General features: G+C 77.1%; 18 protein-coding genes. 6 read left to right on the top strand and 12 right to left on the bottom strand.

Going from position 1 to position 21,643, the window contains the following annotated elements:
- Positions 1 to 220: 220 nt before the first annotated feature.
- The 3 genes from KRAD_RS12110 to KRAD_RS12100 all read right to left on the bottom strand — a co-directional run bounded on the left by KRAD_RS12110 (position 221) and on the right by KRAD_RS12100 (position 5,169).
- The gene (locus tag KRAD_RS12110) at positions 221 to 2,068 is read right to left on the bottom strand and encodes a hypothetical protein (RefSeq protein WP_041292058.1); all 1,848 of its coding nucleotides are present in this window, start codon (positions 2,066 to 2,068) and stop codon (positions 221 to 223) included.
- A gap of 88 nt (positions 2,069 to 2,156) precedes the next feature.
- Complete coding sequence (locus KRAD_RS12105) at positions 2,157 to 2,834, bottom strand: GNAT family N-acetyltransferase (protein ID WP_203417559.1); 678 nt, start codon at positions 2,832 to 2,834, stop codon at positions 2,157 to 2,159.
- Between the two features lie 52 nt (positions 2,835 to 2,886).
- Entirely contained in the window at positions 2,887 to 5,169 is a 2,283-nt protein-coding gene (locus tag KRAD_RS12100) for a molybdopterin-dependent oxidoreductase (protein WP_012085893.1), read from the bottom strand.
- Positions 5,170 to 5,308: 139 nt separating this feature from the next.
- Here KRAD_RS12100 and KRAD_RS24365 point away from each other — a divergent pair, with 139 nt between their 5' ends.
- The gene (locus KRAD_RS24365) at positions 5,309 to 7,150 is read left to right on the top strand and encodes a GGDEF domain-containing protein (protein ID WP_012085892.1); all 1,842 of its coding nucleotides are present in this window, start codon (positions 5,309 to 5,311) and stop codon (positions 7,148 to 7,150) included.
- A gap of 6 nt (positions 7,151 to 7,156) precedes the next feature.
- Here the strand turns inward: KRAD_RS24365 and KRAD_RS12090 are convergent, their stop codons facing one another.
- Complete coding sequence (locus KRAD_RS12090; RefSeq protein WP_012085891.1) at positions 7,157 to 8,056, bottom strand: P1 family peptidase; 900 nt, start codon at positions 8,054 to 8,056, stop codon at positions 7,157 to 7,159.
- The gene (locus KRAD_RS12085; RefSeq protein WP_012085890.1) at positions 8,053 to 9,783 is read right to left on the bottom strand and encodes a GAF domain-containing SpoIIE family protein phosphatase; all 1,731 of its coding nucleotides are present in this window, start codon (positions 9,781 to 9,783) and stop codon (positions 8,053 to 8,055) included. The genes KRAD_RS12090 and KRAD_RS12085 overlap by 4 nt, the downstream gene beginning before the upstream one ends.
- Before the next feature lie 103 nt (positions 9,784 to 9,886).
- Between KRAD_RS12085 and KRAD_RS12080 the strand changes: the two genes are divergently transcribed.
- Positions 9,887 to 10,255 carry an ATP-binding protein gene (locus KRAD_RS12080; protein WP_041292057.1) on the top strand — a complete coding sequence of 123 codons (369 nt, stop codon included), beginning with the start codon at positions 9,887 to 9,889 and terminating at the stop codon, positions 10,253 to 10,255.
- A gap of 3 nt (positions 10,256 to 10,258) precedes the next feature.
- Here KRAD_RS12080 and KRAD_RS12075 read toward each other — a convergent pair whose 3' ends face one another.
- The gene (locus KRAD_RS12075; RefSeq protein ID WP_012085888.1) at positions 10,259 to 11,086 is read right to left on the bottom strand and encodes an aldo/keto reductase; all 828 of its coding nucleotides are present in this window, start codon (positions 11,084 to 11,086) and stop codon (positions 10,259 to 10,261) included.
- 9 nt (positions 11,087 to 11,095) lie between these two features.
- On the bottom strand, positions 11,096 to 12,097 hold the full coding sequence (locus KRAD_RS12070; RefSeq protein WP_012085887.1) for an alpha/beta hydrolase: 1,002 nt from the start codon (positions 12,095 to 12,097) through the stop codon (positions 11,096 to 11,098).
- A gap of 115 nt (positions 12,098 to 12,212) precedes the next feature.
- Between KRAD_RS12070 and KRAD_RS12065 the strand changes: the two genes are divergently transcribed.
- Positions 12,213 to 13,169 (top strand): adenosine deaminase family protein, encoded by a 957-nt coding sequence (locus tag KRAD_RS12065; protein ID WP_012085886.1) that lies wholly within the window; start codon positions 12,213 to 12,215, stop codon positions 13,167 to 13,169.
- A gap of 40 nt (positions 13,170 to 13,209) precedes the next feature.
- Here KRAD_RS12065 and KRAD_RS12060 read toward each other — a convergent pair whose 3' ends face one another.
- The 3 genes from KRAD_RS12060 to KRAD_RS12050 form a co-directional block, all read right to left on the bottom strand.
- Positions 13,210 to 14,076 carry a hypothetical protein gene (locus KRAD_RS12060; protein ID WP_157873584.1) on the bottom strand — a complete coding sequence of 289 codons (867 nt, stop codon included), beginning with the start codon at positions 14,074 to 14,076 and terminating at the stop codon, positions 13,210 to 13,212.
- Positions 14,077 to 14,086: 10 nt separating this feature from the next.
- A complete protein-coding gene (locus KRAD_RS12055; protein ID WP_012085884.1) occupies positions 14,087 to 15,343 on the bottom strand; it encodes an RNase A-like domain-containing protein in 1,257 nt (418 codons plus the stop codon).
- A 127-nt stretch (positions 15,344 to 15,470) separates the two neighbouring features.
- Complete coding sequence (locus tag KRAD_RS12050; protein WP_012085883.1) at positions 15,471 to 16,766, bottom strand: MFS transporter; 1,296 nt, start codon at positions 16,764 to 16,766, stop codon at positions 15,471 to 15,473.
- A gap of 141 nt (positions 16,767 to 16,907) precedes the next feature.
- On the opposite strand from KRAD_RS12050, the gene KRAD_RS12045 reads away from it, so the two are divergent.
- Positions 16,908 to 17,801, top strand: a complete 894-nt coding sequence (locus tag KRAD_RS12045) for a LysR family transcriptional regulator (RefSeq protein WP_012085882.1) — start codon at positions 16,908 to 16,910, stop codon at positions 17,799 to 17,801.
- Positions 17,802 to 17,904: 103 nt separating this feature from the next.
- Here KRAD_RS12045 and KRAD_RS12040 read toward each other — a convergent pair whose 3' ends face one another.
- Both KRAD_RS12040 and KRAD_RS12035 read right to left on the bottom strand, forming a co-directional pair.
- Positions 17,905 to 18,399: a GrpB family protein gene (locus tag KRAD_RS12040; protein WP_012085881.1), complete on the bottom strand. Its 495-nt coding sequence runs from the start codon at positions 18,397 to 18,399 to the stop codon at positions 17,905 to 17,907.
- 10 nt (positions 18,400 to 18,409) lie between these two features.
- The gene (locus KRAD_RS12035; RefSeq protein ID WP_012085880.1) at positions 18,410 to 19,630 is read right to left on the bottom strand and encodes a hypothetical protein; all 1,221 of its coding nucleotides are present in this window, start codon (positions 19,628 to 19,630) and stop codon (positions 18,410 to 18,412) included.
- Between the two features lie 191 nt (positions 19,631 to 19,821).
- Here KRAD_RS12035 and KRAD_RS12030 point away from each other — a divergent pair, with 191 nt between their 5' ends.
- Together KRAD_RS12030 and KRAD_RS12025 are read left to right on the top strand one after the other, a co-directional pair.
- Positions 19,822 to 20,382, top strand: a complete 561-nt coding sequence (locus KRAD_RS12030; protein ID WP_049821182.1) for a hypothetical protein — start codon at positions 19,822 to 19,824, stop codon at positions 20,380 to 20,382.
- Complete coding sequence (locus tag KRAD_RS12025) at positions 20,382 to 21,551, top strand: zinc-dependent alcohol dehydrogenase (RefSeq protein ID WP_012085878.1); 1,170 nt, start codon at positions 20,382 to 20,384, stop codon at positions 21,549 to 21,551. The genes KRAD_RS12030 and KRAD_RS12025 overlap by 1 nt, the downstream gene beginning before the upstream one ends.
- Positions 21,552 to 21,643: the final 92 nt, after the last annotated feature.

Raw genomic sequence — 21,643 nt, 5'->3', positions numbered from 1 at the left:
GGTCGTGCGCCGGTGCGGGCGACGGTCGCTCGCGCCGGTTCGCGTCGTGGGTGCCACCGATCCGTCGGCGGCGGTCGGCGGGGCCTTCGGCGCCACGCCCTGGGTGCTCGTCGTCCTCAGTATGCGTCGCCGTGCTGCGGGCGCCCGCCCCCGGTGCTGGGCCGACCGGGTGTGCACCACACCTCCACAGGAGCCCCGGGGGCCCTTCCCACCGCCGGGGTCAGCGGTCGGCGGGGGTCCCGTCGAGGCCGGGGGCGACGCGCGGCGGCAGGGTCACCTCGGGCGGCGGTCCGTTCCCGATCCCGTTGCCCGGCCCGTTCCCGACCCCGTTCCCGACCCCGTTCCCCGGCGGGGTGGGGGACTCGGTGCGCGGGGGGACGGCCGCCGTCGACGTGCTCGCCGTCGGGGTGGGCGGCGCGCTGGAGGTGGGGCTGCCCGTCGGGCTGCCCGTGGGGCTGCTCGTGGGGGGCGCGGTCGGGGTGGGGGTGGGCGGCGGGACCCCGGGCCCGCCGGTGGGCGGGGCCGTCGAGGTGGTGGGTGAGGTCGTGGGGGACGTCGTGGGCACCGCGGGGGGCACGGGGACGGCCGGCGCCGGGGACGTGCCCGGGGGCGGGGTGGCGGTCGGCGGGCCCCCGAGCAGGTCCGGCCCGGTCGTCGGCGCCGGTACTGCCGGCGCGGTGGGGGGCACCGACGCGGAGGGCGACGGGGGGGTCGAGGAGGCCGACGCGGAGGGGCGGCGGGTGGCGGGGACCCGCGGGCGCGCGGACCCGTCCGCAGACGGTTCCGCGCTGGTGGGCACCGGGGCGGGCGGCGCCGGGGGCGGGGACGGCGCGGCGGGGGTCTGAGGCCCCTGGACGATGGCGACGGGGTTGGGGACGTCCTTCAGCCGGCCCTGCTGCACCGCGCCGATCGCGACCGCGGTGCCGGCGGTCGCCAGCAGCAGCGCCCCCGCGACGACGACCACCGGGCGCCGGGGCAGCGTGCGCGCCGACCGGGCGGCCGCCGCTCCCGCCGCCGCCCCCGCCGCGCCGACGGGGCCCGCCCCGTCGCGGGTGCCCGCGGAGGACCGCGGCTCGACGAAGGCGCGCATCCCGTTGACCCAGGCCGGCAGCCGGTCCGGGCGCTGGGCGGGGTCGTCGGAGAGGGCCTGCAGCAGGACCTCGGCCAGCCCCGGGTGCGGGGCGGTCAGCGGGGCGGCGAAGAGCTGCCGCTTCACCAGCGCGGGGTCCAGGACGCCGTCGGGGGAGGTGGCCGGGGGCGTGCCGGTGAGGACCAGGACGGCCGTCGCGCCGAGGCCGAAGACGTCGCTGGCCGCGGAGGGCAGCGCTCCCCGCCGCACCTCGGGCGCGGTGTAGACGCTGCTGGAGCGCCGCCGCACGGGGCCGTGCCGCAACCCGCCCAGGCTCGCCCCGGAGAGCCGGACGCCGTCGGCGGGCCAGAAGCCGCCCAGGCGCACCGAGCGCGGGGTGATGTCGCCGTGCACGACCGGCGGGGCGTCCTCGGACCCCCGGTGCAGCTCCTGCAGGACCGCGGCCGCGGCGGCCAGGACGGTGAAGCGCTCCTCGACGCCGGCGCCGGGGTCGTCGCGCAGCCAGTCGGCCACCGACCGGCCGGCGGCCTGCTCGAGGACGGCGTAGTCCCACTCCCGCGCCTGCAGGTCGGCGCGGCCGGGGGCGTGCGGGGCGGGTCCGGTGAAGGTGCCCACGAGGCCGGCGAGCCGGGCGTGGCGGACGCGGGCCAGGCCGGCGGCCCGTTCGCGCCAGAGGACCTCGGGCGGCACCGGGGCGTCGTCCCCGTCCTCCCCGTCCTGCACGTCCCCGCCCGCGTCGTGGCGGACCTCGAGGTCGCCGGTCGCCGCCGGGCGCAGCGCGGCGAGGGTGAACAGCGCCTCCCCCGTCACGGCGCGGTGGTCGATCACGTGCCACGCCTCGTCGGCGCCGTCGGCCTCGCCCAGCAGCTCGTAGCGGTCCGGGTCGTCGGCCGGTCCGGCGTGGTGGCGGACGATCGACGGGGCGTCGGAGGAGGTGATCCTGTCGTCGGGCCAGCCCTCGGTCGTCACCTGCGGCACCTCCGCACCTCGGCGGTGCGCAGCGCGCACCGTGTTCGGAGCTCCATGATGCCCCACACGGAGCAACGCCCCGACCCGGGACGCGCGGCTAGGGGGCCGCGGGCAGCAGGGCCTCCCGCACCGGTTCCACCCCCTCCACGAGCACCTCCGGCCGCTCGCCCGCGGCCCAGTCCGCGGCGTCCAGGCGCAGCCGCTGCTGCACCGCGCGCACGCCGTCGCGCACCACGGCCCGCTGCCCGTCCTCGCGGTAGCCCAGGCGCTGCGACACCGCCCGGGACCGGGGGTTGTCCAGGAAGGCCTCGCTGCGCGCGCAGGACGCGCCGAGCCCGGCGAAGGCCAGGTGCAGGACGGCGGCGCGCATCAGGGGCCCGGTCCCCCGGCCCTGGTGCTCCCGTCCCAGCCAGGAACCGGTGACGACCTCGCGCAGCACGGGGAAGTCCACCGCCTCCAGCGACTGGGTGCCGACGACGACCCCGCCGCGGCGGACGACGAAGTCCAGGCGCCACTCCCGCGGCGACCAGCCGCCCCAGCCGAGCAGGTGCCAGCGCAGGGTCCGGCGGGCCCGCTCGGCGGGGGCGCACGCGGTCCAGGGCACCGCGAACGGCGACGGGCCGGGGTCGTGGACCCCGCGGGCGGCGACGGCGGCGAGCTCCACGAGGCCCTCGACGTCGCCCGTGCGCAGCTCGACGTCGCCGCCGGGGTCGCCGCCGGGATCGCGGACGAGCAGGCGCAGACCGGCGAAGGGGTGCAGTTCCACGGGCAGCACCCGCCGAGCCTGCCGCCCGCCCCGGGCGGGCGCCACCGGTTTCCGCCGGCCCTCAGGCGGGCTGGTCGAAGATCGTCACCCTCGGCGGGACCCCCTCGAACGCGCTCACCTGGACGGTGGCGTGCTGACCGGTGCAGGCCTGGCTGAGCCGGGAGGAGCCGACGTCGCGGGTGAGGACGTTGACGTTGCCGTAGCCGCAGGTGACCCCGGCGGCCGCCCCGGCCACGGGGTCGAACCACGACCCGGTGGACATCTGCACCACGCCCTCGCGCACGGCGTCGGAGACGACGAGCCCGCCCAGGCAGCTGCCGCGGCGGCTGCGCAGCACGACGACCTGCCCGTCGGCGAGACCGCGCGCGGCGGCGTCGCGGGCGTGCATCCGCACCGGTTCGCGCCCGGCGACCTTCCCGGCCTGGGACGTGGCGCCGTGGTCGAGCTGGCTGTGCAGGCGGGTGGCGGGGTTGTTCGCGACCAGCCGCAGCGGGAACTCCTCGTCGGGCTGCTCCTCCGGGGCCAGCCACACCGGGTGCCCGGGGCAGTCGTCGTAGCCGAAACCGGCGATGGTCTCGGAGTGCAGCTCGATGCGCCCGCTGGGGGTGCGCAGCGGGAACCGGTCCGGGTCGGCGCGGAAGGAGGCGAACATCACCTTCTCCCTCGGCTCCGGGGGCAGCCGGAACTCCCCCGCGGCGAGGAACTCCGCGTGGGGCGGGGCGGTGATGCCGGCGCGCGCGGCCGGGCCGGTGCGCCACTCCTCGTAGAGGTGCTCGACCCACTCCCCCGCCGTGCGGCCCTCGGTGAAGCGCTCGCCGGCCCCGAGGCGGTGGGCGAGCCCGGAGAGGACCTCGTAGTCGTCGCGGGCCTCCCCCAGCGGTTCGTGGACCCGGCCCATGGCGATGAGGCGGTCGTCGTAGCGGGCGGCGCCGACGTCCTCGCGCTCCAGCGTCGTCGTGGCGGCGAACACGACGTCGGCGTGGCGGGCGGTGGAGGTCCAGAACGGCTCGTGGACGACGATCGTCTCCGCGGCGCGGAACGCGCGCTGCAGCCGCTGCAGGTCCTGGTGGTGGTGGAAGGGGTTGCCCCCGGCCCAGTGGACCAGGCGCAGGTGCGGGTAGGTCTCGTGCCGGCCGTCGACCTCGTAGGGCTCCCCGGGGTGCAACAGGGCGTCGGCGATGCGGGCGACGGGGATGCGCACCCGCAGCGGGTCGGCGAACTGCGGGAACGTGGGGAGCGGGTAGGTCCCGGCGCGCTTGCCGACCCCGCCGGTGGAGGCGTAGCCGTGGCCGAAGCCGCCGCCGGGCAGGCCGATCTGCCCGATCATCGCGGCCAGCGCGACGGCCGCCCACAGGGGCTGCTCGCCGAAGCGGGTGCGGGCCACGGACCAGCTGACGGTGATCATCGTGCGGCCGCGCACGGCGCGGCGGGCGAGGTCGCGGATGCGCCCGGCGGCGATCCCGGTGAGGGGCTCGGCCCACTCGGGGGTCTTCTCCACCCCGTCGTCGGCCCCGCGCAGGGAGGCGAGGAACTCCTCCGAGCCGGCGGTGAACCGCTCCAGGAACCCCGCGTCGAAGCTGCCGTCGGTCAGCAGGACGTGGCACATCGCCAGCAGCAGCGCGGCGTCGCTGCCGGGGACGACGGCGAACCAGTCCGCGTCGAGCTCGGCGGCGAGGTCGTCGCGCAGCGGGGAGACGAGGACGAACTCCGCGCCCCGGGCCCGGGCCGAGCGCAGCCGGCCGGCGACCTCGTGGCGGGTGATGCCGCCGCTGGCGACCTCGGAGTTCTTCGCGGGCAGCCCGCCGAGGGCGATGACGAGGTCGGTGGCGGCCTCCACGCTCGTCCACGCGGTCGGGGAGATCAGCGGCTCCTGGCTGCCGACGACGCGGGGCATGAGGACCTCCCCGACGTTGTGGCTGTAGGTCCAGGTCGAGCGGACCGCCCCGCCCAGGCAGTGCGAGAAGCGGTGCAGCTGGCTCTGGGAGTGGTGGAAGCGGCCCGCGCTGGCCCAGCCGTAGGACCCGGCGTACACCGCCCGCGGGCCGTGCTCGCCGAGCACCCGGGCGTACTCCCCCGCGACCCGGTCCAGCAGCTCGTCCCACTCCACGGGCAGGAACTCGTCGCGCCCGCGCCGCTCGTCGGGGCCGGGGCCGTCCTCCCACCAGCCGCGCCGCACGTGCGGGCGCAGCACGCGGGCGGTGGGGGTGGCCGCGACCGCGACGTTGCGCAGCAGCGCGGACGGCGCCGGGTCGTCGGGGTGCGCCCGGACGCGCACGCCGTCCGCGGTGGGGTCGGCGCGGAAGGCGCCCCAGTGCGAGGAGTGCGGGATCCCGGTGGTGCTCACCCCTCCAGGATCCCCGACGCCGGGAGCCGGCGGGCACGGGCTCACCCCGCCCCGGGCCCGGAGGTGACGGTCCGGTCACGATCCGGGTTCACCCGGACGGAGCACTCAAGGAACCGGGGGCACCTGCCGAGGAGGGGGCATGATCGCGACAGCCCCCGAGGTCCGGACGGGTGACACCGGCAGCCCCCGCGCGCGGTCGTCGCGCGTGCACGGCGGCGGGCTGCGGCTCGCGGTCACGACCGCCGTGGTCGTCGCGGTCCTCGCGGCGGTGGCCCCGGTGCTGGTGGGGTCCTCCGCACCCGCCGCCGCGGTCTGGTGGCCGGCCGCGGGGGCGGCCCTGGCCCTGGCCGCGCGCCACCCCGCCCGGCGGTGGTGGTGCGTCGCCGGGACGCTGGTGGGGACCCTCGCCGCGAGCCTGCTGCCCTCCGGGGCGGGCACCACGGTCACGTTCGCGAGCGCGCAGGCGCTGCAGTGCGGGGTCGGCGCCGCGCTGATCACCGTGCTCGGCCGCGGGGAGCCCGCGCGCCTGCGACGGGGCCGCGACGCGTGGCGGCTGACCGCCGGCGCCCTCGCCGGGGTCACCGCCGCCGCCCTGCTCGTCCAGCTCGCCGGCGACTCCGGGGCCGGGGCGACGTACGCCCTCGGCCAGCTCCTCGGCATCCTGCTCGTCGCGCCGCTGCTCGTGCTGCGCCCCTCCGCGCCCGCGGCGGACCAGCGCCGCGCCCGGGCCGCGCTCACCGAGTGGGTGCTGGTCCTGGCGCTGTCCCTGGGGGTGTCCGCCGCCGTCTTCCGCGACGGGGCCGTGGGTCCCTGGTCCTTCCTCGTCGTCGTCCCGATCCTGTGGGGCGCCGCGCGCCTGGGGGTCGCGCGGGCCCTGAGCTGCCAGCTCGTCGTCGCCGTCGTCGCCACCGGCGGCACCGCCACCGGGCGCGGCGCCGGCACCGCCGACGACGTCGCCCTGCAGGCCCTGCTGTTCACCTCCGGCGCCGTCGCCCTGGTGATGTCGCTGGTGGTGCGCTCGCGCGAGCGCGCCGTCGTCACCGCCTCCCGCCGCGAGGACGTCTTCCGCCGCACCTTCGACGACGCCCTGCTCGGGGTGGCCCTGCTGCGGCTGCGCCCGGACGGCTCGGCCGTCGTCGCCCGCGCCAACGACCGCCTCCAGTCGATGCTGGGCGTGGAGGTCGCCGTCGGGTCGGACTGGGCCGAGCAGGTCCACCCCGACCACCGCGAGACCTTCGTCGCCGCCGCCGCCGAGATGGCCGAGGAGGTCGTCGCCGGCCGTCCCGCGCAGTGGCACGCCGAGCTGCAGCACGGCGACGGCGAGGTCTGGCTGGAGCTGGCCGCCTCGGCCTGGCCCACGCCCGGCGGGGAGGGCCCCGGGGAGGTCGGCGCCGTCGTGCAGGTCGTCGACGTCACCCAGCGCCGCCTCGTCCAGCGCCGGCTGCGCGAGGCCGCCCTGCACGACCCGCTGACCGGGCTGCCCAACCGCACCCTGCTGGAGGACCGGCTGCGCCACGCCCTGTCCGCGGCCCACCGCAGCGGCGACCGGGTCGCGCTGCTCTACTGCGACCTCGACGACTTCAAGCCCGTCAACGACACCGGCGGTCACGCCGCCGGCGACCACGTCCTCATCGCGGTGGCCGAGCGCCTCTCCGCGGCCGTCCGTCCCGGCGACACCGTCGCCCGCATCGGCGGCGACGAGTTCGCCGTCGTCTGCCCCGACCTGCCCGACGAGGCCGCCGCGGCCGTCGTGGCCGGGCGGATCGTGGAGGCGATGGCGGAGCCGTTCCCCGTCGCCGGGTGGGAGTTCCGGGTCGGCATCAGCGTCGGCCTGGCCATGGCCGGCTCCCGCACCGACGCGGCGCGGGTGCTCCAGCAGGCCGACGCCGCGATGTACGAGGCGAAGGGGTCGGGCAAGGGCCGCGTCCGCAGCGCCGCCCCCGCCCGCCGCACCATCGACCTGCGCGGCACCGGGGCCTGAGCAGGCCTACCCCGGGTAGCGCGGGTAGGGCCCGACGTCCTCGGCGGCGGCGATCGCGTCCAGCACCGCGTCGCGGACGACGTCGGCGGCGACCCGCTGCAGGTCCACGAGCTCGCGCACCCGCGCCGCCCGCTCCGGGGGCAGCGCCACCGCGCCCGTCGCCACGGCGAAGGCGGTGTCGCCGTCGGCGAGGGTGTGGACGGGGTTCAGCGCCCGCGCCAGCCCGTCGTGGGCGACGGTGGCGGTGCGGGAGGTCTCCGCCGGGTCCAGCGCGGCGTCGGTGGCGACGACCACGAGGGTGGTGTTCACCGGGCCGGGCTCGACCGGCCCGGCGGGTCCCGGGACGGGGAGCCCGACGGCGTTGACGACGGCGAGCGCCGCGACCACGACCCCGCCCGAGCGCGCCGAGGCCGACCCCACCCCGCCCTTCCAGCGCCCCCCGACGACGGCTCCCGTCCCGGCCCCCACGACACCGCGCTCGACCGGTCCGGGGTGCGCGGCGGCGGCGGCCTCGTGGCCCATGGCCTCGGTGGGGTGGTTCCCGAAGACCCCGCCGCGGCCGAGGTCGAAGACGGCGGCCGCGGGCACGATCGGCACGACCTCCCCGGGGCCGGGGCCGACGGGGAAGCCCCGGCCGCGCTCGGCGCAGAAGCGCTGCACGCCGTGGGCGGCGACCAGGCCGTAGGCCGAGCCGCCGGTCAGGACGACGGCGTCGACGGTGGGGACGAGGGTGCGGGGGTCCAGGGCGTCGGTCTCGTGGGTGCCCGGCCCGCCGCCGCGCACGTCGACGCCGCCGACGGTGCCCGGCGGGAGCAGGACGGCGGTGACCCCGGTGAGCCAGCCGTCCCCGCGCCGGGTGGCGTGCCCGACCTCGATCCCGGCGACGTCGGTGAGGGAGCCGGTCACGGGAAGCGCACCGCGAGCAGCGCGCAGTCGTCCTCGCCGCGGGTGCCGACGAGCTCGCCCAGCAGGTCGTCGAGGAGGACGTCGAGGGTGGACCCGCCGTGGCGCTCCAGGGTGGTGCGGGCCCGCGCGATCCCCCCGGCCAGGCTGCGGCCGCGGTGCTCGATGAGCCCGTCGGTGTAGAGCACCAGGGTCGCCCCGGGCGGGACGTCGGCGACGTGGTCGTGGCGCTCGACCCGCGGCAGCAGCCCCACGAGCAGGTCGGAGGCGCCGTCGAGCAGCTCGGTCCTCCCGTCGGGGTGCAGCAGCACCGGCGGCGGGTGACCGGCGTTGGTCCAGCGCAGCCGGTAGCGCGTGCCCGCCGCCGTCGCGCGGCGCTCCACGCGGGCCAGGACGAGGGTGGCGAGCCCGTCCACGCCGAGCCCCGCCATCGCGGAGTCCAGCCGCGACACCAGCTCGCCGGGGGACCCGGGCCGGTCCCAGGTGAAGGCGCGCAGCAGGCCGCGCACCTGCCCCATGGTCGCCGCGGCGACCACGTCGTGGCCCGCGACGTCGCCCAGGACGAGGGTGGTCTCCCCGCCGGGTCCCACGACGACGTCGTACCAGTCCCCGCCGACCTCCTCCTCGCGGCTGGCGGGGACGTAGCGGCCCCGCACCTGCAGCTCCCCCGTCGCCTCGGGCAGCCGGGGCAGCAGCGAGCGCTGCAGCACCTCCGCGCGCGAGCGCCGCTCGGAGTCGAGGGTCGCCCGGTCCAGGGCCTGGGCAGTGAAGCGGGCCAGGGCGCTCCACACGTCCGCCTCGGCGCCGAGGGTGAGGCGGTCGGAGTCCCAGACCAGGCACAGGACCCCGACGAGGCGTTCCTGCACCAGCAGCGGCAGGTAGGCCGAGGCCGCGAAGGCCGGTTCCGCCGCGGTCGCGGCCCGCGGGAACGCCTCGCGCAGCTCCTCCACGCTGGCGAAGAGCAGCGGGCGGCGCTCGCGGGCGACGTGGGCGACGGGTCCCTCGTCGTCGAGGTCGACGAACTCCCCCTCCACGCCGGTGCCGGCGGGCGGGGCGGAGGGCGCGGCGCGGCGCAGCCGGCGGTGACCGGGGTCGGCCAGCACCAGCCCGCTCCAGGCGCCCCCGAGCCAGGAGCGGGTGACGGCCGCGACGGTGGCGTCGACGTCGGCGACGGTGCGCGCCCCGACGAGGGCGTCGGCGAGGCTGAGCAGGAGGCGGTTGCGCTCCTCCAGCACCCGCAGGCCCAGCTCGGCGGAGCAGGCGGCGGCGAGGTCCTCCAGGACCTCGACCTGAGCGGCGCTCCAGCGGCGCGGCCGGCCGTCGATGGCGCACAGCACCCCCACGACGGGTGCGTCGGGGTCGGCGACCCCGGTGAGGGGGTCGGGCAGCCGCAGGGGGGCGCCGGCGTAGGCGACGACGCCGAGGTCGGGGATGGCCAGGGAGTCCGCGGTGAGGGGGTCCAGCCGGGCGTCCTCGACGGTGAAGACCTCCCCGGAGGTGACCACGTGCCGGCACAGGGAGTGGGTCAGCGGGGTCCGGCGCAGCGTCTGCCACGGCTCGGGCAGGCCGACGGCGCCGGGGAAGACCTGCCCGTCGCGGCTGACCATCGAGACCAGCGCGACGGGCACGCCGAGGACGAGGGTGCCCAGCCGGGCGAAGCGGTCGAAGTCGCCGTCGGGGTGCGCCGGCAGCAGGGTCGTGCTGCTGAGCCCGCGCACCCGTTCGTCCACCGGTGCATCATGCCTCGCGGTGCCCCCGGCGGCGGGTCCCGGTTGCCGACGCGGAACCTGGTGCCACAGTTGGGAGGACACGAGGTGGGACGGACGGGGTGGCATGACGCGCTTGGAGCTGCGGGCCGACCCGTCGGCGGCCCGGCGCGCCCGCGCGTGGTTGCGCGAGCAGTTCGCCTCCACGACCCTCCCCACCCAGGTCAGCCAGACCCTGGAGCTGCTGACGACGGAGCTGGTCACCAACGCCGTCCGCTACGGCGGGGAGCCGATCGAGGTGCGGCTGCGCCGGGCCGCGGAGTGGGTGCGGGTCTCGGTCAGCGACGGCGGCCCGGGCCTCCCGCAGGTGCGGCACGTGCCGGTGACCGCCACCGGCGGACGGGGTGTCGCGCTCGTCGACACCCTCGCCCGCCGGTGGGGTTCGGAGACGGTCGGGACGGGCAAGACCGTCTGGTTCGAGCTCTCCCTGCTCTGAGGGTCAGCCGAGGACGTCCGGGTCGGGCCCGGTGCGCTCGGCGCGGTCGAGCCCGGTGAGGGCGTCGACCTGCTCGGGGGGCAGCTCGAAGCCGAACACGTCGATGTTGGACACGATCCGCTCCGGGGTGACGGACTTGGGGATCACCACGTTGCCCTGCTGCAGGTGCCAGCGGATGACGACCTGGGCGGGGGTGCGCCCGAGCTGCTCGGCGATGCCCGTGACGACGGGGTCCTCGACGAGCCCGGCCCGCTGGGCCAGCGGGCTCCACGCCTCGGTGGCGATGCCGTGCTCGGCGTGGAAGGAGCGCAGGTCCTCCTGCACGAGGTAGGGGTGGACCTCGACCTGGTTGACGGTGGGCACGGTGCCGGTCTCGTCGAGCAGCTTGCGCAGGTGGGTCTTCTGGAAGTTCGAGACGCCGATGGTGCGGACCCGCCCCGAGGCCTTGATCTCCTCGAACGCCTTCCAGGTCTCGACGTAGTCGTCGGCCTGCAGCGGCCAGTGGATGAGGTAGAGGTCGAGGTAGTCCAGGCCGAGCTTGGCCATCGAGGCGTCGAACGCGGCGAGGGTCTTGTCCCGGCCGTGCTCGCTGTTGGCGAGCTTGGTCGTGATGAACACGTCCTCGCGCGGGATCTGGCTGGCGCGCAACGCGTCCCCGACCCCGGCCTCGTTGCCGTACCCGGCGGCGGTGTCGATGTGGCGGTAGCCGGCCTGCAGGGCCCGGAGCACGACCTCGGCGGTCTGCTCCGGGGGGACCTGCCACACGCCGAACCCCAGCTGGGGGATCCCGACGCCGTCGTGCAAGGTCACCTGGGGGGTCGCCTGAGTCATGCCCGGACCCTACGGCGCGCTCCGGGCCCCGGCCACGCGGACCGGCGCGCGCAGGTCGATCACGCGCGCGCCCGCGGCGGTCCGGGCCGCCGGGGCCAGCGCCGGGCGGAGGCGGTCGGTGACCGCGCGCAGCGCCGCGTCGGCGTCGGGCGACCCCGGCCGCGTCGCGAACCCGTGCCGGGCGTCCCCGGCGAGGACGCGGTGCGCGTCGACGCCGGCGGCGGTCAGCCGACCGGCGTGGGCCAGGCCCTCGTCGCGCAGCGGGTCGGCCCCGGCGACGACGAGGGTGGCCGGGGCGAGCCCGGTGGGGTCGGGCACCCGCAGCGGGGAGACGTCGGGGCGCCGCCGCGCCGCGCGGTCGGGCACGTGCATCCGCCAGAACCAGGCCAGGTCCTCCACGGTCAGCTCCGGGCCGTGCCCGTGCTCGCGGTGGGAGGGGCGGGTCAGGTCGCTGTCCAGGACCGGGCACAGCAGCACCTGGTGGGCCAGGGGCGGGACCGAGCCCGCGCGCGAGCGCAGCGCCAGGACGGCCGCGAGCTGCGCCCCGGCCTCGGCCCCGGCCACCGCGAGCGGCTCCCCGGGCCCGCCGACCCCGCCGGCCCCGCGGTCGGCGAGGGCCCGCAGCACGGCCGAGGCGTCCTCCAGGGCCGCGGGGTGGGGGTGCTCCGGGGCGAGGCGGTAGCCCAGGCCGAGCACCGCGGTCCCGGCGTCGGCCGCGATCCGGCGGCACACCGCGTCGTCGGTGTCCAGGTCGCCCAGCGCCCACCCGCCGCCGTGCAGGAACAGGACCACCCCCCGGCCACCGGCGCGGGGGCGGTAGGTGCGGGCGGGCAGCGGGCCCGCCGCCCCGCGCACGGTGGTGTCCCGCACCAGCACGGCGTCGTCGTCGAACGGGCCGGGCCGCTCGACGAGGGCCCGGGCGCGGGCGCGCGCGACGGAGATCCCCGCCAGGTGGCGCGGCACCGGGGCGGGGGTGCGGGGGCGGTGCGCCGGGGCGTCGATCCAGGTCACGGGACCTCCTCGGGACCGATCCTGCGCGCCCGGGTGACCTCGCGGGTTGCGGCGGTGTTGCGGTCGTGTTGCGCCGCGCCGCGCCGCCCCGGGGCGCGCGGGGCAGGATGCGTCCGTGGAACACGCCGCCTTCACCGCCGGGATCCCCAAGGTCGAGCTGCACCTGCACCTGGAGGGGGCCCTGGAACCGGACCTGGAGCGGGAGCTCGCCCGCCGCAACGGGGTCGACCCCGCCCGGGGGACGGCGGTGGAGGTCCTGGTCACCCGCGCGGACTTCCACGACCTGGCGGCGGCGTGCTTCCGGCGGCTCGCGGCCCAGGACGTCCGGCACGCCGAGGTGTCCTTCGACGCGCAGGTGCACCTCGCGCGGGGGGTGGCGTTCGAGGACGTCGTCCTCGGCCTGCACGACGCCGCCGCGCAGGCGCGGCGCGACCTCGGGCTGAGCGTGGGCCTGGTGCTGTCCCTGGTGCGCGACCTGCCGCTGGAGAGCGCCGAGGCGGCGCTCGAGGCGGCGACGGGGTTCCGCGAGGAGATCATGGGCGTCGGCCTGGGGTCCGGCGCGCGGGACGACGCCCCGGCGGCGTTCGCGCCCCTGCTCGCCCGGGCCCGCGCCGCCGGGTTCGCGCTGAGCGCGCACGGCGACCCCGCCCGGGGCGACGCCCCCGGGCACCTGCGCCGGCTGCTGGAGGACGTCGGAGTGGACCGCCTCGACCACGGCACCGACGTCGCCGGGGACCCGCGACTGCTGGCGCTGGTGCTCGAGCGGGGGACGGGGCTGACGTGCTCCCCGCTGTCGAACGCCGCCGCCACCGGCGACTCCCGGGCCCCCGTGATCGCCGACCTGCTGCGCCGCGGCGTGAAGGTCGCGGTGGGCTCCGGCCGCCCCGCCCGCTCCGGCGGGTACGCGACGGAGAACGTGGTGGCCCTGACCCGCGAGGCGGACCTGACCTTCGACGAGATCATCCGGTTGCAGCGCAACGCCATCGAGATCTCGTGGGCGGGCGAGCAGGTGCGCGAGGAGTTCCTCGCCGAGCTCGACGCCTTCGAGGTCCTCGTCGCCCCCGACCTTTAGACCCGACCTCCCGGCCCGCCGGCGCGGTCCGGGCCGTACGTCACTTCCAGTCGAAGTAGCCGATGCGCCAGACCATCCACCCCAGCCAGGAGCGCAGGTAGGACGGTTCGACGCAGCACCCGAACGCCACGACGACCGCGCGCACGTCCTCGTCGCCGAGGGTCAGCAGTTCCGCCGCCTCGGCGGCGACGCGCTCGAGGCGCTCGTCGCTCTCCTGCCGCAGCATGGCCGCCTGCGCCGCCTGCGGCTCGTACCGCCCCAGCCCCGACTGGCTGAACCAGCCCCCCAGGGCGGAGGCCAGGCTCGGCCACCGCTCCCGCCACCCCGCCGTGCGCGGGTCCTCCACCGCGTCCGCGGCGTGCACCCCGAGGACGCGGACCCGGTCGGTCCGTTCCAGCACGACCCCCAGCCGGGCGGTCGCGACCTGCGCGACGTCGCCCGTGGTGCGGTCCAGGCGCACGGCGAGCCCGACGGGCGCGGGGGTTTCGACGACGACGTGGTCGCGCCGGGAGTCCCCCGCCGGCACCGGCGTCGCGGCCAGGGCGCGCTGGACGACGTCGCGCGCGGCGGGGTCCAGGACCCCCTCCCGCAGCCGCCACGGCTCGTCCTCGCGGGGGAGGTCCACGACCCGGGAGGGGTCGTCGGCCAGTTCCGACAGCCGCAGGTCCACCCACTGCGCCCAGCGGGACCACGAGTTCCCCTCGGGCGGTTCGGCCCGGTTGACGCGGCCCGCGGTGCGCACCACGTGCGCGTAGTCGCCCGCCCGGGCGGCCCGGAGGACCTCCCGCCAGGCGTCGCGCTCGCGGGCGGGGTCGACGGCCTGGTGGGTGAGGACCCACTCCAGGTCGTCGCGCGCGCACAACCGCGGGTCGCCGTCGCCGTAGGCGTGGGCCACGGGTGAGGTCACGATCCCCACGTCACACCTCCAGGTAGGACGTGCGCACGAACCACGACCCGTCGTCCGCGCGCGTCAGGACCACGACCACCCTCGAGGGGTTCCTGCGGACCGCTTCGCCACCGCTGCTCCTCGTCCAGATCGTCCCGCTGTCCGCGGGGGCCGGTGCCTCCACCCGGACGTCGCGCACCCCCGTGCCCGCCGCGGCCTCGACGCCGGCCCGGCGGGTCCGCAACGCCGCGGTGACGACCTCCTCGGCCGTCTCCCGGTCCTTCCACCGCGAGACGGTGTCCGGGGCCCGGCGCACGGCACCGCCCTCCACCTCACCGGTCCTGAGGCGGTTCCGCAGGAACTCATCATCCACCTCCACGTGCCGGCTCAGCGTGTGCGCGGAGGGGAACACCTCGCTGCGCTCCAGGTCCACCCCCGCCAGCAGGTCCTCCAGCGACTGCGGGAGCGGGTTCCCCCGCGCGTCGAGGTGGCGCGCCCACCGGCGTCCCGCCGGGCGCGCCACGCCCGGCGGAGCGCCCCGCCCGATCCCCCGCCCGATCCCCCGGCCGACGGCGGCCATCCCCAGCGTGGCCGCGCCCGCGCCGTAGCGGCCCTGCGTCCAGTCGTCCCAGGCGACCGCGTCGGCGAGGGTGGCCACGGGGTGGGTGGCCGCGTCCACCGCGGCGGCCGGCACCTGCTGCCAGGCCGCCCGCCAGCCGGGGCCGTCCTCGGTCCAGCCCAGCGCGAGGAACGCCGCGTCCCCGGCCGACGCGGCCACCGTCGCCGCGGCGTCGTCGACGTGCTCCCCCAGGCGCCGGGGCCGGTGCGGGACCTGGTCCAGCACCGCGAACAACCGGGCCGCGAACTCCTCGGTGGCCTGGTCGAACTCCGCCAGCACCCGGTGCCGGCTGTCCTGCCAGCGCTCGAGCTGCGCCCAGTCCCCCTGCCAGGCCGCGAGGTCGACGACGCCGGCGTCCACCCGCCGCTGCAGCCGGGCGGTCTCCGCGTCGATCCCCGCCAGCTTCGCGCGCAGCATCGACAGCCGCCGGGCGTGCTCCTCGATCAGCGCCGCCCCGGCCGCCGCGGTCGACGACAGCGCGTCGAGCTCGTCCCGCACCTGCGAGACGCGGGCGGAGAAACCGTCCCGGGCGGGGCCGTACCAGCCCTCCAGCGCCGCGACCGCGACGTCCACGCGGTCGCGGACGGCGGTGGCGTCGCGGGCGGTCGCGCGCGCGGTGAGCGCCGCGGCGTCGGCCGCCGCCGGCGACGACGTCGACAACTCGTCCACGCGGACCCCCCTCCCGGTCGCCGGAACCTAACCCGGTTCCGGCGGGGGCGGCGGAGTCCGTCCACAGGGACGCACGGTCACCGGGAGGGTCGCGCCGCGGTGGCGCGGGCGGGGCTCCGGAGGGGGTTCAGCCGGCGAGCGCCGCGGCCTCCCGGCGCCGGGCGAGGACGGGGCGCAGCGCGAGCACCGCGGCCACGGCCAGGGCCGCGGCCAGGGGCACCAGCCCGCAGACCGCCATGCCCGCGCGCACACCGACGTGCTCGGTGATCCAGCCGGTGATCGGGCCGCCGATCGGGGTGCCGCCCATGAACACCAGGACGTAGAGGCCCATGACCCGCCCGCGGTACTCCGGGTCGACCCAGAGCTGGACGGAGGAGTTCGCGATGGCCTGGAACGCGAGGTTGCTGACCCCCATCGCCACGAGCACCACGACGAAGACGGTGAGGTTGGGGGCGAACGCGGCGAGGGTCTGGGCCGCGCCGAAGCAGGCGGCGAGGACGAGGATGAGCCGCAGCCGGGTGCGGGTGCGGCCCCCGGCGATCAGGGCGCCCACCACGGAACCGACGGCGAGGACGACGTTGAACGTCCCGTACAACCCGGCCCCGGCGTGGAAGGTCTCCGAGGCCATGGCGGTGAGGACGACGGGGAAGTTCAGGCCGAACGTGCCGAACACCCCCACGAGGGCGATGGTCCACCCGACGTGGGGACGGTCGGCGACGTAGCGCAGCGCCGAGCGCAACTGCCCCTTGGCCCGCGGGATCGCGTGGACCGGTTGCAGTTCGGCGGTCCGCATCGTCGAGAGCGTGACGGTGGGCCCGAGGTAGAGCAGCGCGTTGACGGCGAAGGCCCAGCCCGTCCCGACGGTGCCGATGAGGACGCTGGACACCGCCGGCCCGACGAGGCGGGTGGTCTGGAAGACGGCCGCGTTGAGCGCGATGGCGTTGCGGACGTACTGCGCGGGAACGACTTCGCCGACGAAGGACTGCCGGGTGGGGTTGTCGAGGGCCACGACGAGCCCGCCGACGACGGCGAGGACGTAGATGGCGGTGACGCTGATGCGCCCGGAGATCGTGAGCACGGCGAGGGTGGCGGCGACGGAGGCGCTGCACAACTGGGTGACGAGGAGGATGTTCCGCTTGGGGTAGCGGTCGGCGATCATCCCGCCGTGCATCCCGAACAGCAGGATCGGGAGGAACTGCAGGGCCATCGCGATGCCGACGGCGGCCGGGGAGTGCGTGAGTTCCAGGGTCAGCCAGTCGAGGGCGATGTTCTGCACCCAGACGCCGGTGTTGGCGAACAGCTGCCCCGTGACGTAGATCCGGAAGTTCCGCACGCGCAGGGCCGCGAAGGTGGCGCGTCCTCTCGCGGGGCCCGGGGCGGTGGGGGTGTCCTGCGCTGCTGCGTCGGCGGCTGCCGGTGTCACGACCTGGTGCCTCTCGTGCTGACCGTCTCGTTGCGTCCTCCCATCATCGGGGCCTCGGCCGCTACGCTGCAGCTCGGTGGACGGCTTATCAGTCATCACGTGTCGTGATGACCGTCCGGGACGCGCGACGGGGCGGAGACCATGACCACGGGCCAGGGCCCCACGACGACGTTCGAGCCGGTGCAGCTGCGCACCTTCCTCGCCGTGGCGCAGACGCACTCCTTCACCCAGGCCGCCGCCCGGCTGGGGGTCCGCCAGTCCACGGTGAGCCAGCACGTGCGCAAGCTGGAGGACGCCGTGGGCCGCCAGCTCGTCCACCGCGACACCCACTCGGTGACGCTGACGCCCGACGGGGAGGCGATGATCGGTTTCGCCCGCTCGATCCTGGCCTCCCACGAGCAGGCCGCGGCGTACTTCACCGGGGCGCGCCCGGTGGGCCGGTTGCGGATCGGGATGTCCGACGACCTCGCCCTGACCCGCCTGCCGGCGATCCTGCGCGACTTCCGCGGGGAGAACCCGCGCGTCGACCTCGAACTGACGGTGGACCAGTCGGGGACCCTGCACCGCCGCCTGGAGAACGACCGGCTGGACATCTTCATCGGCAAGCGCCCGCCCCGCTCGGGGGAGGGCAAGCTGGTGCGGCGCGAACGCCTGGTGTGGGTGGGCAACTCCTCCACCCGCCTGGACCTCAGCCAGCCGGTGCCGCTGGCGGTCTACCCTTCGCCCTCGATCAGCGGGGCCGCGATGCACGAGGCCCTGGACCGGGTGGGCATCGGCTACCGCTCGGCGTGCGTGTGCCGCGGGGTGAACGGCCTCATCGCCGCGGTCGCCTCGGGGATCGGGGTGTCCTGCCTGGCCAGCTCGCTGGTGCCGGTGCAGCTGGTGGCGCTGGGCCCGCAGCACAAGCTGCCCGAGCTCGGGCAGATCGACCTGGTGCTGCTGACCAACCCCCGGACGCGGGACCGGCCCGCCTCCCGCGCCCTGGCCGCCGCGGTCCTCTCCAGCGGCCCCTCCAGCCTCGCCCCCTCCGCCTGACGCGTGCTCCACGGCCTGCGCCGCCACCTCCGGGCGATCGGGAACGGGGGGGGGACGACGGGCGACCCGCGGACCCCGCTGCGGACCGCGCCGAGCCGCCCGGTCAGGACCCGCCGGCGGGGTGGTCGGGCCGGCGGCGCAGCAGGTCGTCGAAGAACTCCGACTTGACCCGCTCGTAGTCCTGCGCGCGGGCGCTGCGCTTGACCGCGTCGAGGCGGGCCAGCAGCTGCGGGTCGGCCCGCAGCAGCGCCCAGGTGCGGGTGAACCGCAGGTCGTGCTCCGAACCCGCCGGGGTGGCCGCCAGCCCCGTGGGCAGCGGGGTCCCGGGGACCGCGAACGTCGCGAGGGTGGGCTTCCAGATCTCCGGGTGCACCACGGGCAGCAGTTCCCGCAGCCGCGTCGTCGCCGCCGTCCACGCGGGGACGGGGACGCGCAGGTGCAGGTCGACGTCGCCGCGGGTCAACCCGCCCGCGACGCTGCTGCCCCCCACGAGCAGCAGCTCCCCGGGGACCCCCGCCGCGCGCAGGACCCGCCGCTGGTCCGCCAGGACGCGCAGCGCCGTCGCCCGCACCTCGTCCGCGGGACGCAGCCGGTCCACCGCGGCGGGGTCAGCGCCCGCCGAGGATGTTGCGGATCTGCTGCATCTGGTCGTCGCCCACGCCGAGCTGCCCCATGACGTTCTCCAGCCAGTGCGGTTCGCCCTCGCCGAACAGGTCGCCCAGGGGGTCCTCGTCGCCCTCCTCCGCGGCGGCGGCCGCGAGGGCCGGCCAGTAGCCGCGCGCGACCGTCCACGGGGCGGACCCGCTGACGATCCCGAGGACGGCGAGGTCGGAGAGCCGTTCCCGCAGCTCCTCCACCGCGACCCCGGCGGCCGGGCCGAGGACGTCGGCGTTGGCGACGAGGTCGTCCAGCGCCGCGTCGTCGAAGGGCCGGCCCGCGGCGGCCGAGGCCAGCACGGTCGGCAGCACCGCCTCGGTGATGGAGAAGCCGCCGTCGAGGGTCCCCGGGTCGTCGAGGACGAACCGGCCCACCAGCAGGCGCCGCAGCTCCCGCGGCTCCGGCGTCGGCTCCAGCCAGTGCTCCGCCTCCGCGCCCGGGACGAGCAGCGTCTCGTCCTCGCCGTCCAGCAGGTCCAGGTCGAGCATCGTCAGCACGACCTGGCGCAGCCAGGGGACGTCCTCCAGGTCCTGCGGCTGCCCGTCCTGGTCGGCGGTGATGGGGATCGGGTGCTCGAAGGCGGCGAGGACCGCGGTCACCGAGTCCGGGGCGAGCTCGGCGTCGTCGGGGACGGCCAGCCCCTCCCCGACGTGCTCGAGCACGGCCCGGGCGGCCCGGACCGGGAAGGAGGCGAGGATCGTCGCGTCCTCCTCGCCCTCGTCGACGTCCTCGGCGGCCTCGGCGAAGACCTCCGCCAGCTCCGGCGGCTCCCCCTGGAGGAGGGTGAGGCAGGTCTCCAGGTCGCCCGCGGAACCCGTCCAGCGCCCCGTCTCGCCGAGGAAGGCGAGGAACTGGTACCAGATGGCCTCCAGGTCCTCCTGCATCTCCGCCGGCTCCGGGGTGCCGGTGTCGGCGACCATGGCCGGGACGACCTGGCCGGTGAGGGCCTCGACGTCGACGGGGGTCAGCCGGGTCACGACGGCGCCGGGCCGCACGGTGAGCAGGCCCCCCGCCCCCACGGTCAGCGCCTCGACGACGGCGCCGGCGCCGACCTCGTCGTCGACCTCGACGTTCTCGTCGAGCCACGTCGCGAAGGCGCCGCGCAGGTCGCCCAGCGCACGCTCCCCCAGCTCGTAGGAGTCACTGACGGGGGGCCGGTCCGCTGCTGCCACCCCGCCAGGGTGTCATCCCCCGGGCGCGACGACCACCACCGAGGTCCCCGGGCGCCGCGGAGCACCTCCGGGGCGCACCGACGAGGGCCCGGGCGGGCCGCGGTCGCGAGGTGCCGGACCCGGTGGCGGGTCGTAGCCTGCGGAACGGTGCAGGCCCCCGCCGCGCCTGGAACCCACACCCCGGAGCCAAGGTGACGAACCCGTCCCGCCGTCTGCTCGACGCGGCCGCGAAGGTCCTCCCGCACGCCCTGCACCACGGGGGCCGCGGAGGGGCCGGCGACCGCTCCCCGCAGACGCTGACCATCGACCGTCCCCCCGCCGAGGTGCTCTCGGCCTTCCAGGACCCCGCGGTGCTCTCCCGCCTGCTCGGCGAGGTCGGCGCCGTGACGTCCCCGGCGCCCGGGGAGTTCACCTGGACCCTCGGCGAGGGCGCCGACGGCGTGCCCACCCGCCTGTCGGTGACGCCCGGCGGGGTGGACTTCCTCCGCGGCGGGCCCGCCGAAGCCGTCGAGCGCGTCGAGCAGGACACCGAGGGCGGGGCCCCCGAGGCCGGGGCCGTCCCGGCCGACGCCCTGGTGTCGCTGCGCACCCGCACCGCCCCGCGCGACATGGGCACCGAGGCGACGCTGCGGCTGGACGTCCCCACCGGCGCCCCCGCGTTCACCGTGCTCTACCGGCTGCGCGCCCTGCTGCAGACCGGCGAGATCCCCACGATCAGTCCCCAGCCGGCGGCTCGGGCGGAGGACCACTGATGCGCGCACTCGTCTGGAACGGCGTGAACGACCTCGCGGTGGAGACCGTCGCGGACCCGACCGTGCTCAACCCGCACGACGTGGTCCTGAAGGTCTCGCTCACCACGACGTGCGGTTCGGACCTGCACTTCATCGACGGCTACCTGCCGGGCATGCAGCCCGGCGACGTCTTCGGCCACGAGTTCATGGGCGTCGTCGTCGAGGTCGGACCGGAGGTGCGGAGCACCGCCGTCGGCGACCGCGTCGTCGTGCCCTCCTTCATCGCCTGCGGCACGTGCGCGTACTGCAAGCGCGAGATGTACTCCCTCTGCGACACCACGAACCCCAACGGCGCGCTCCAGCAGCCGCTGCTGGGGTACCCGTCCGGTGGCATCTACGGCTACACCCACCCCTTCGGCGGGTACGCCGGTTCGCACGCGGAGTACGTCCGCGTCCCCTTCGGCGACGTGAACTGCTTCCCCGTCCCCGAGGGCGTGGACGACGTCTCGGCCCTGTTCACCTCCGACGCCGTGCCCACCGGGTTCATGGGCGCGGACTTCTGCGACATCACCCCCGGCGACACCGTCGCGGTGTTCGGCGCCGGCGCGGTCGGGTTGATGGCCGCCGCGAGCGCCCGCCTGCTGGGCGCGGAGCGCGTCATCGTCGTCGACCGCCTCGCCTCCCGGCTCACCCTGGCCCGCGACCGGATCGGCGCGGAGACGATCGACTACTCCGAGGTCGACAGCGTGCAGGAGGTGCTGCGCGAGTCCACCGGCGGCCGCGGCCCGGACGCGGTGATCGAGGCCGTCGGCATGGAGGGCCACGGGACGGGCCTGCAGAACGTGGTCGACCGTGCCAAGCAGGCCGTGCGGCTGGAGACCGACCGCGCCACCCCGCTGCGCGAGGCGGTGCTCGCCTGCCGCAAGGGCGGGGTCGTGTCGATCCTCGGCGTCTACGGCCTGACCGACTCCTTCCCCACCGGCGTCGTCCTGAACAAGGGCCTCACGATCAAGGCGGCGCAGCAGCACGGGCAGCGCTACGTGCCGCGGCTGCTGGCCCACCTCGCGGCGGGCGAGCTCGACACCTCCTTCCTCGCCACCCACCGGATGTCGCTGGAGGACTCCGTGGAGGGGTACCGGATCTTCAAGGAGAAGGAGGACGACTGCCTGCGGGCCGTCTTCCAGCCCTGACCCGGGGCCGGGCGGGCGGCGGCGTCCGCCCGGCGACGGGTTCCCGGGAGCGCCCTCCGCCCCCCTCGCCGTAGGTTGTCCTCGATGTCAGT

The organism is Kineococcus radiotolerans SRS30216 = ATCC BAA-149 (genome assembly GCF_000017305.1).
GTDB classification, from domain to species: domain Bacteria; phylum Actinomycetota; class Actinomycetes; order Actinomycetales; family Kineococcaceae; genus Kineococcus; species Kineococcus radiotolerans.
The sequence above is the reverse complement of the archived record's forward strand: the minus strand, read 5'-3'. Positions and strand labels throughout refer to the sequence as shown.

Coding starts and splice junctions, on each gene's coding strand:
- KRAD_RS24365 (WP_012085892.1), top strand. CDS start 5,309: ATGATCGCGACAGCCCCCGAGGTCCGGACGGGTGACACCGGCAGCCCC.
- KRAD_RS12080 (WP_041292057.1), top strand. CDS start 9,887: ATGACGCGCTTGGAGCTGCGGGCCGACCCGTCGGCGGCCCGGCGCGCC.
- KRAD_RS12075 (WP_012085888.1), bottom strand. CDS start 11,086: ATGACTCAGGCGACCCCCCAGGTGACCTTGCACGACGGCGTCGGGATC.
- KRAD_RS12045 (WP_012085882.1), top strand. CDS start 16,908: ATGACCACGGGCCAGGGCCCCACGACGACGTTCGAGCCGGTGCAGCTG.
- KRAD_RS12025 (WP_012085878.1), top strand. CDS start 20,382: ATGCGCGCACTCGTCTGGAACGGCGTGAACGACCTCGCGGTGGAGACC.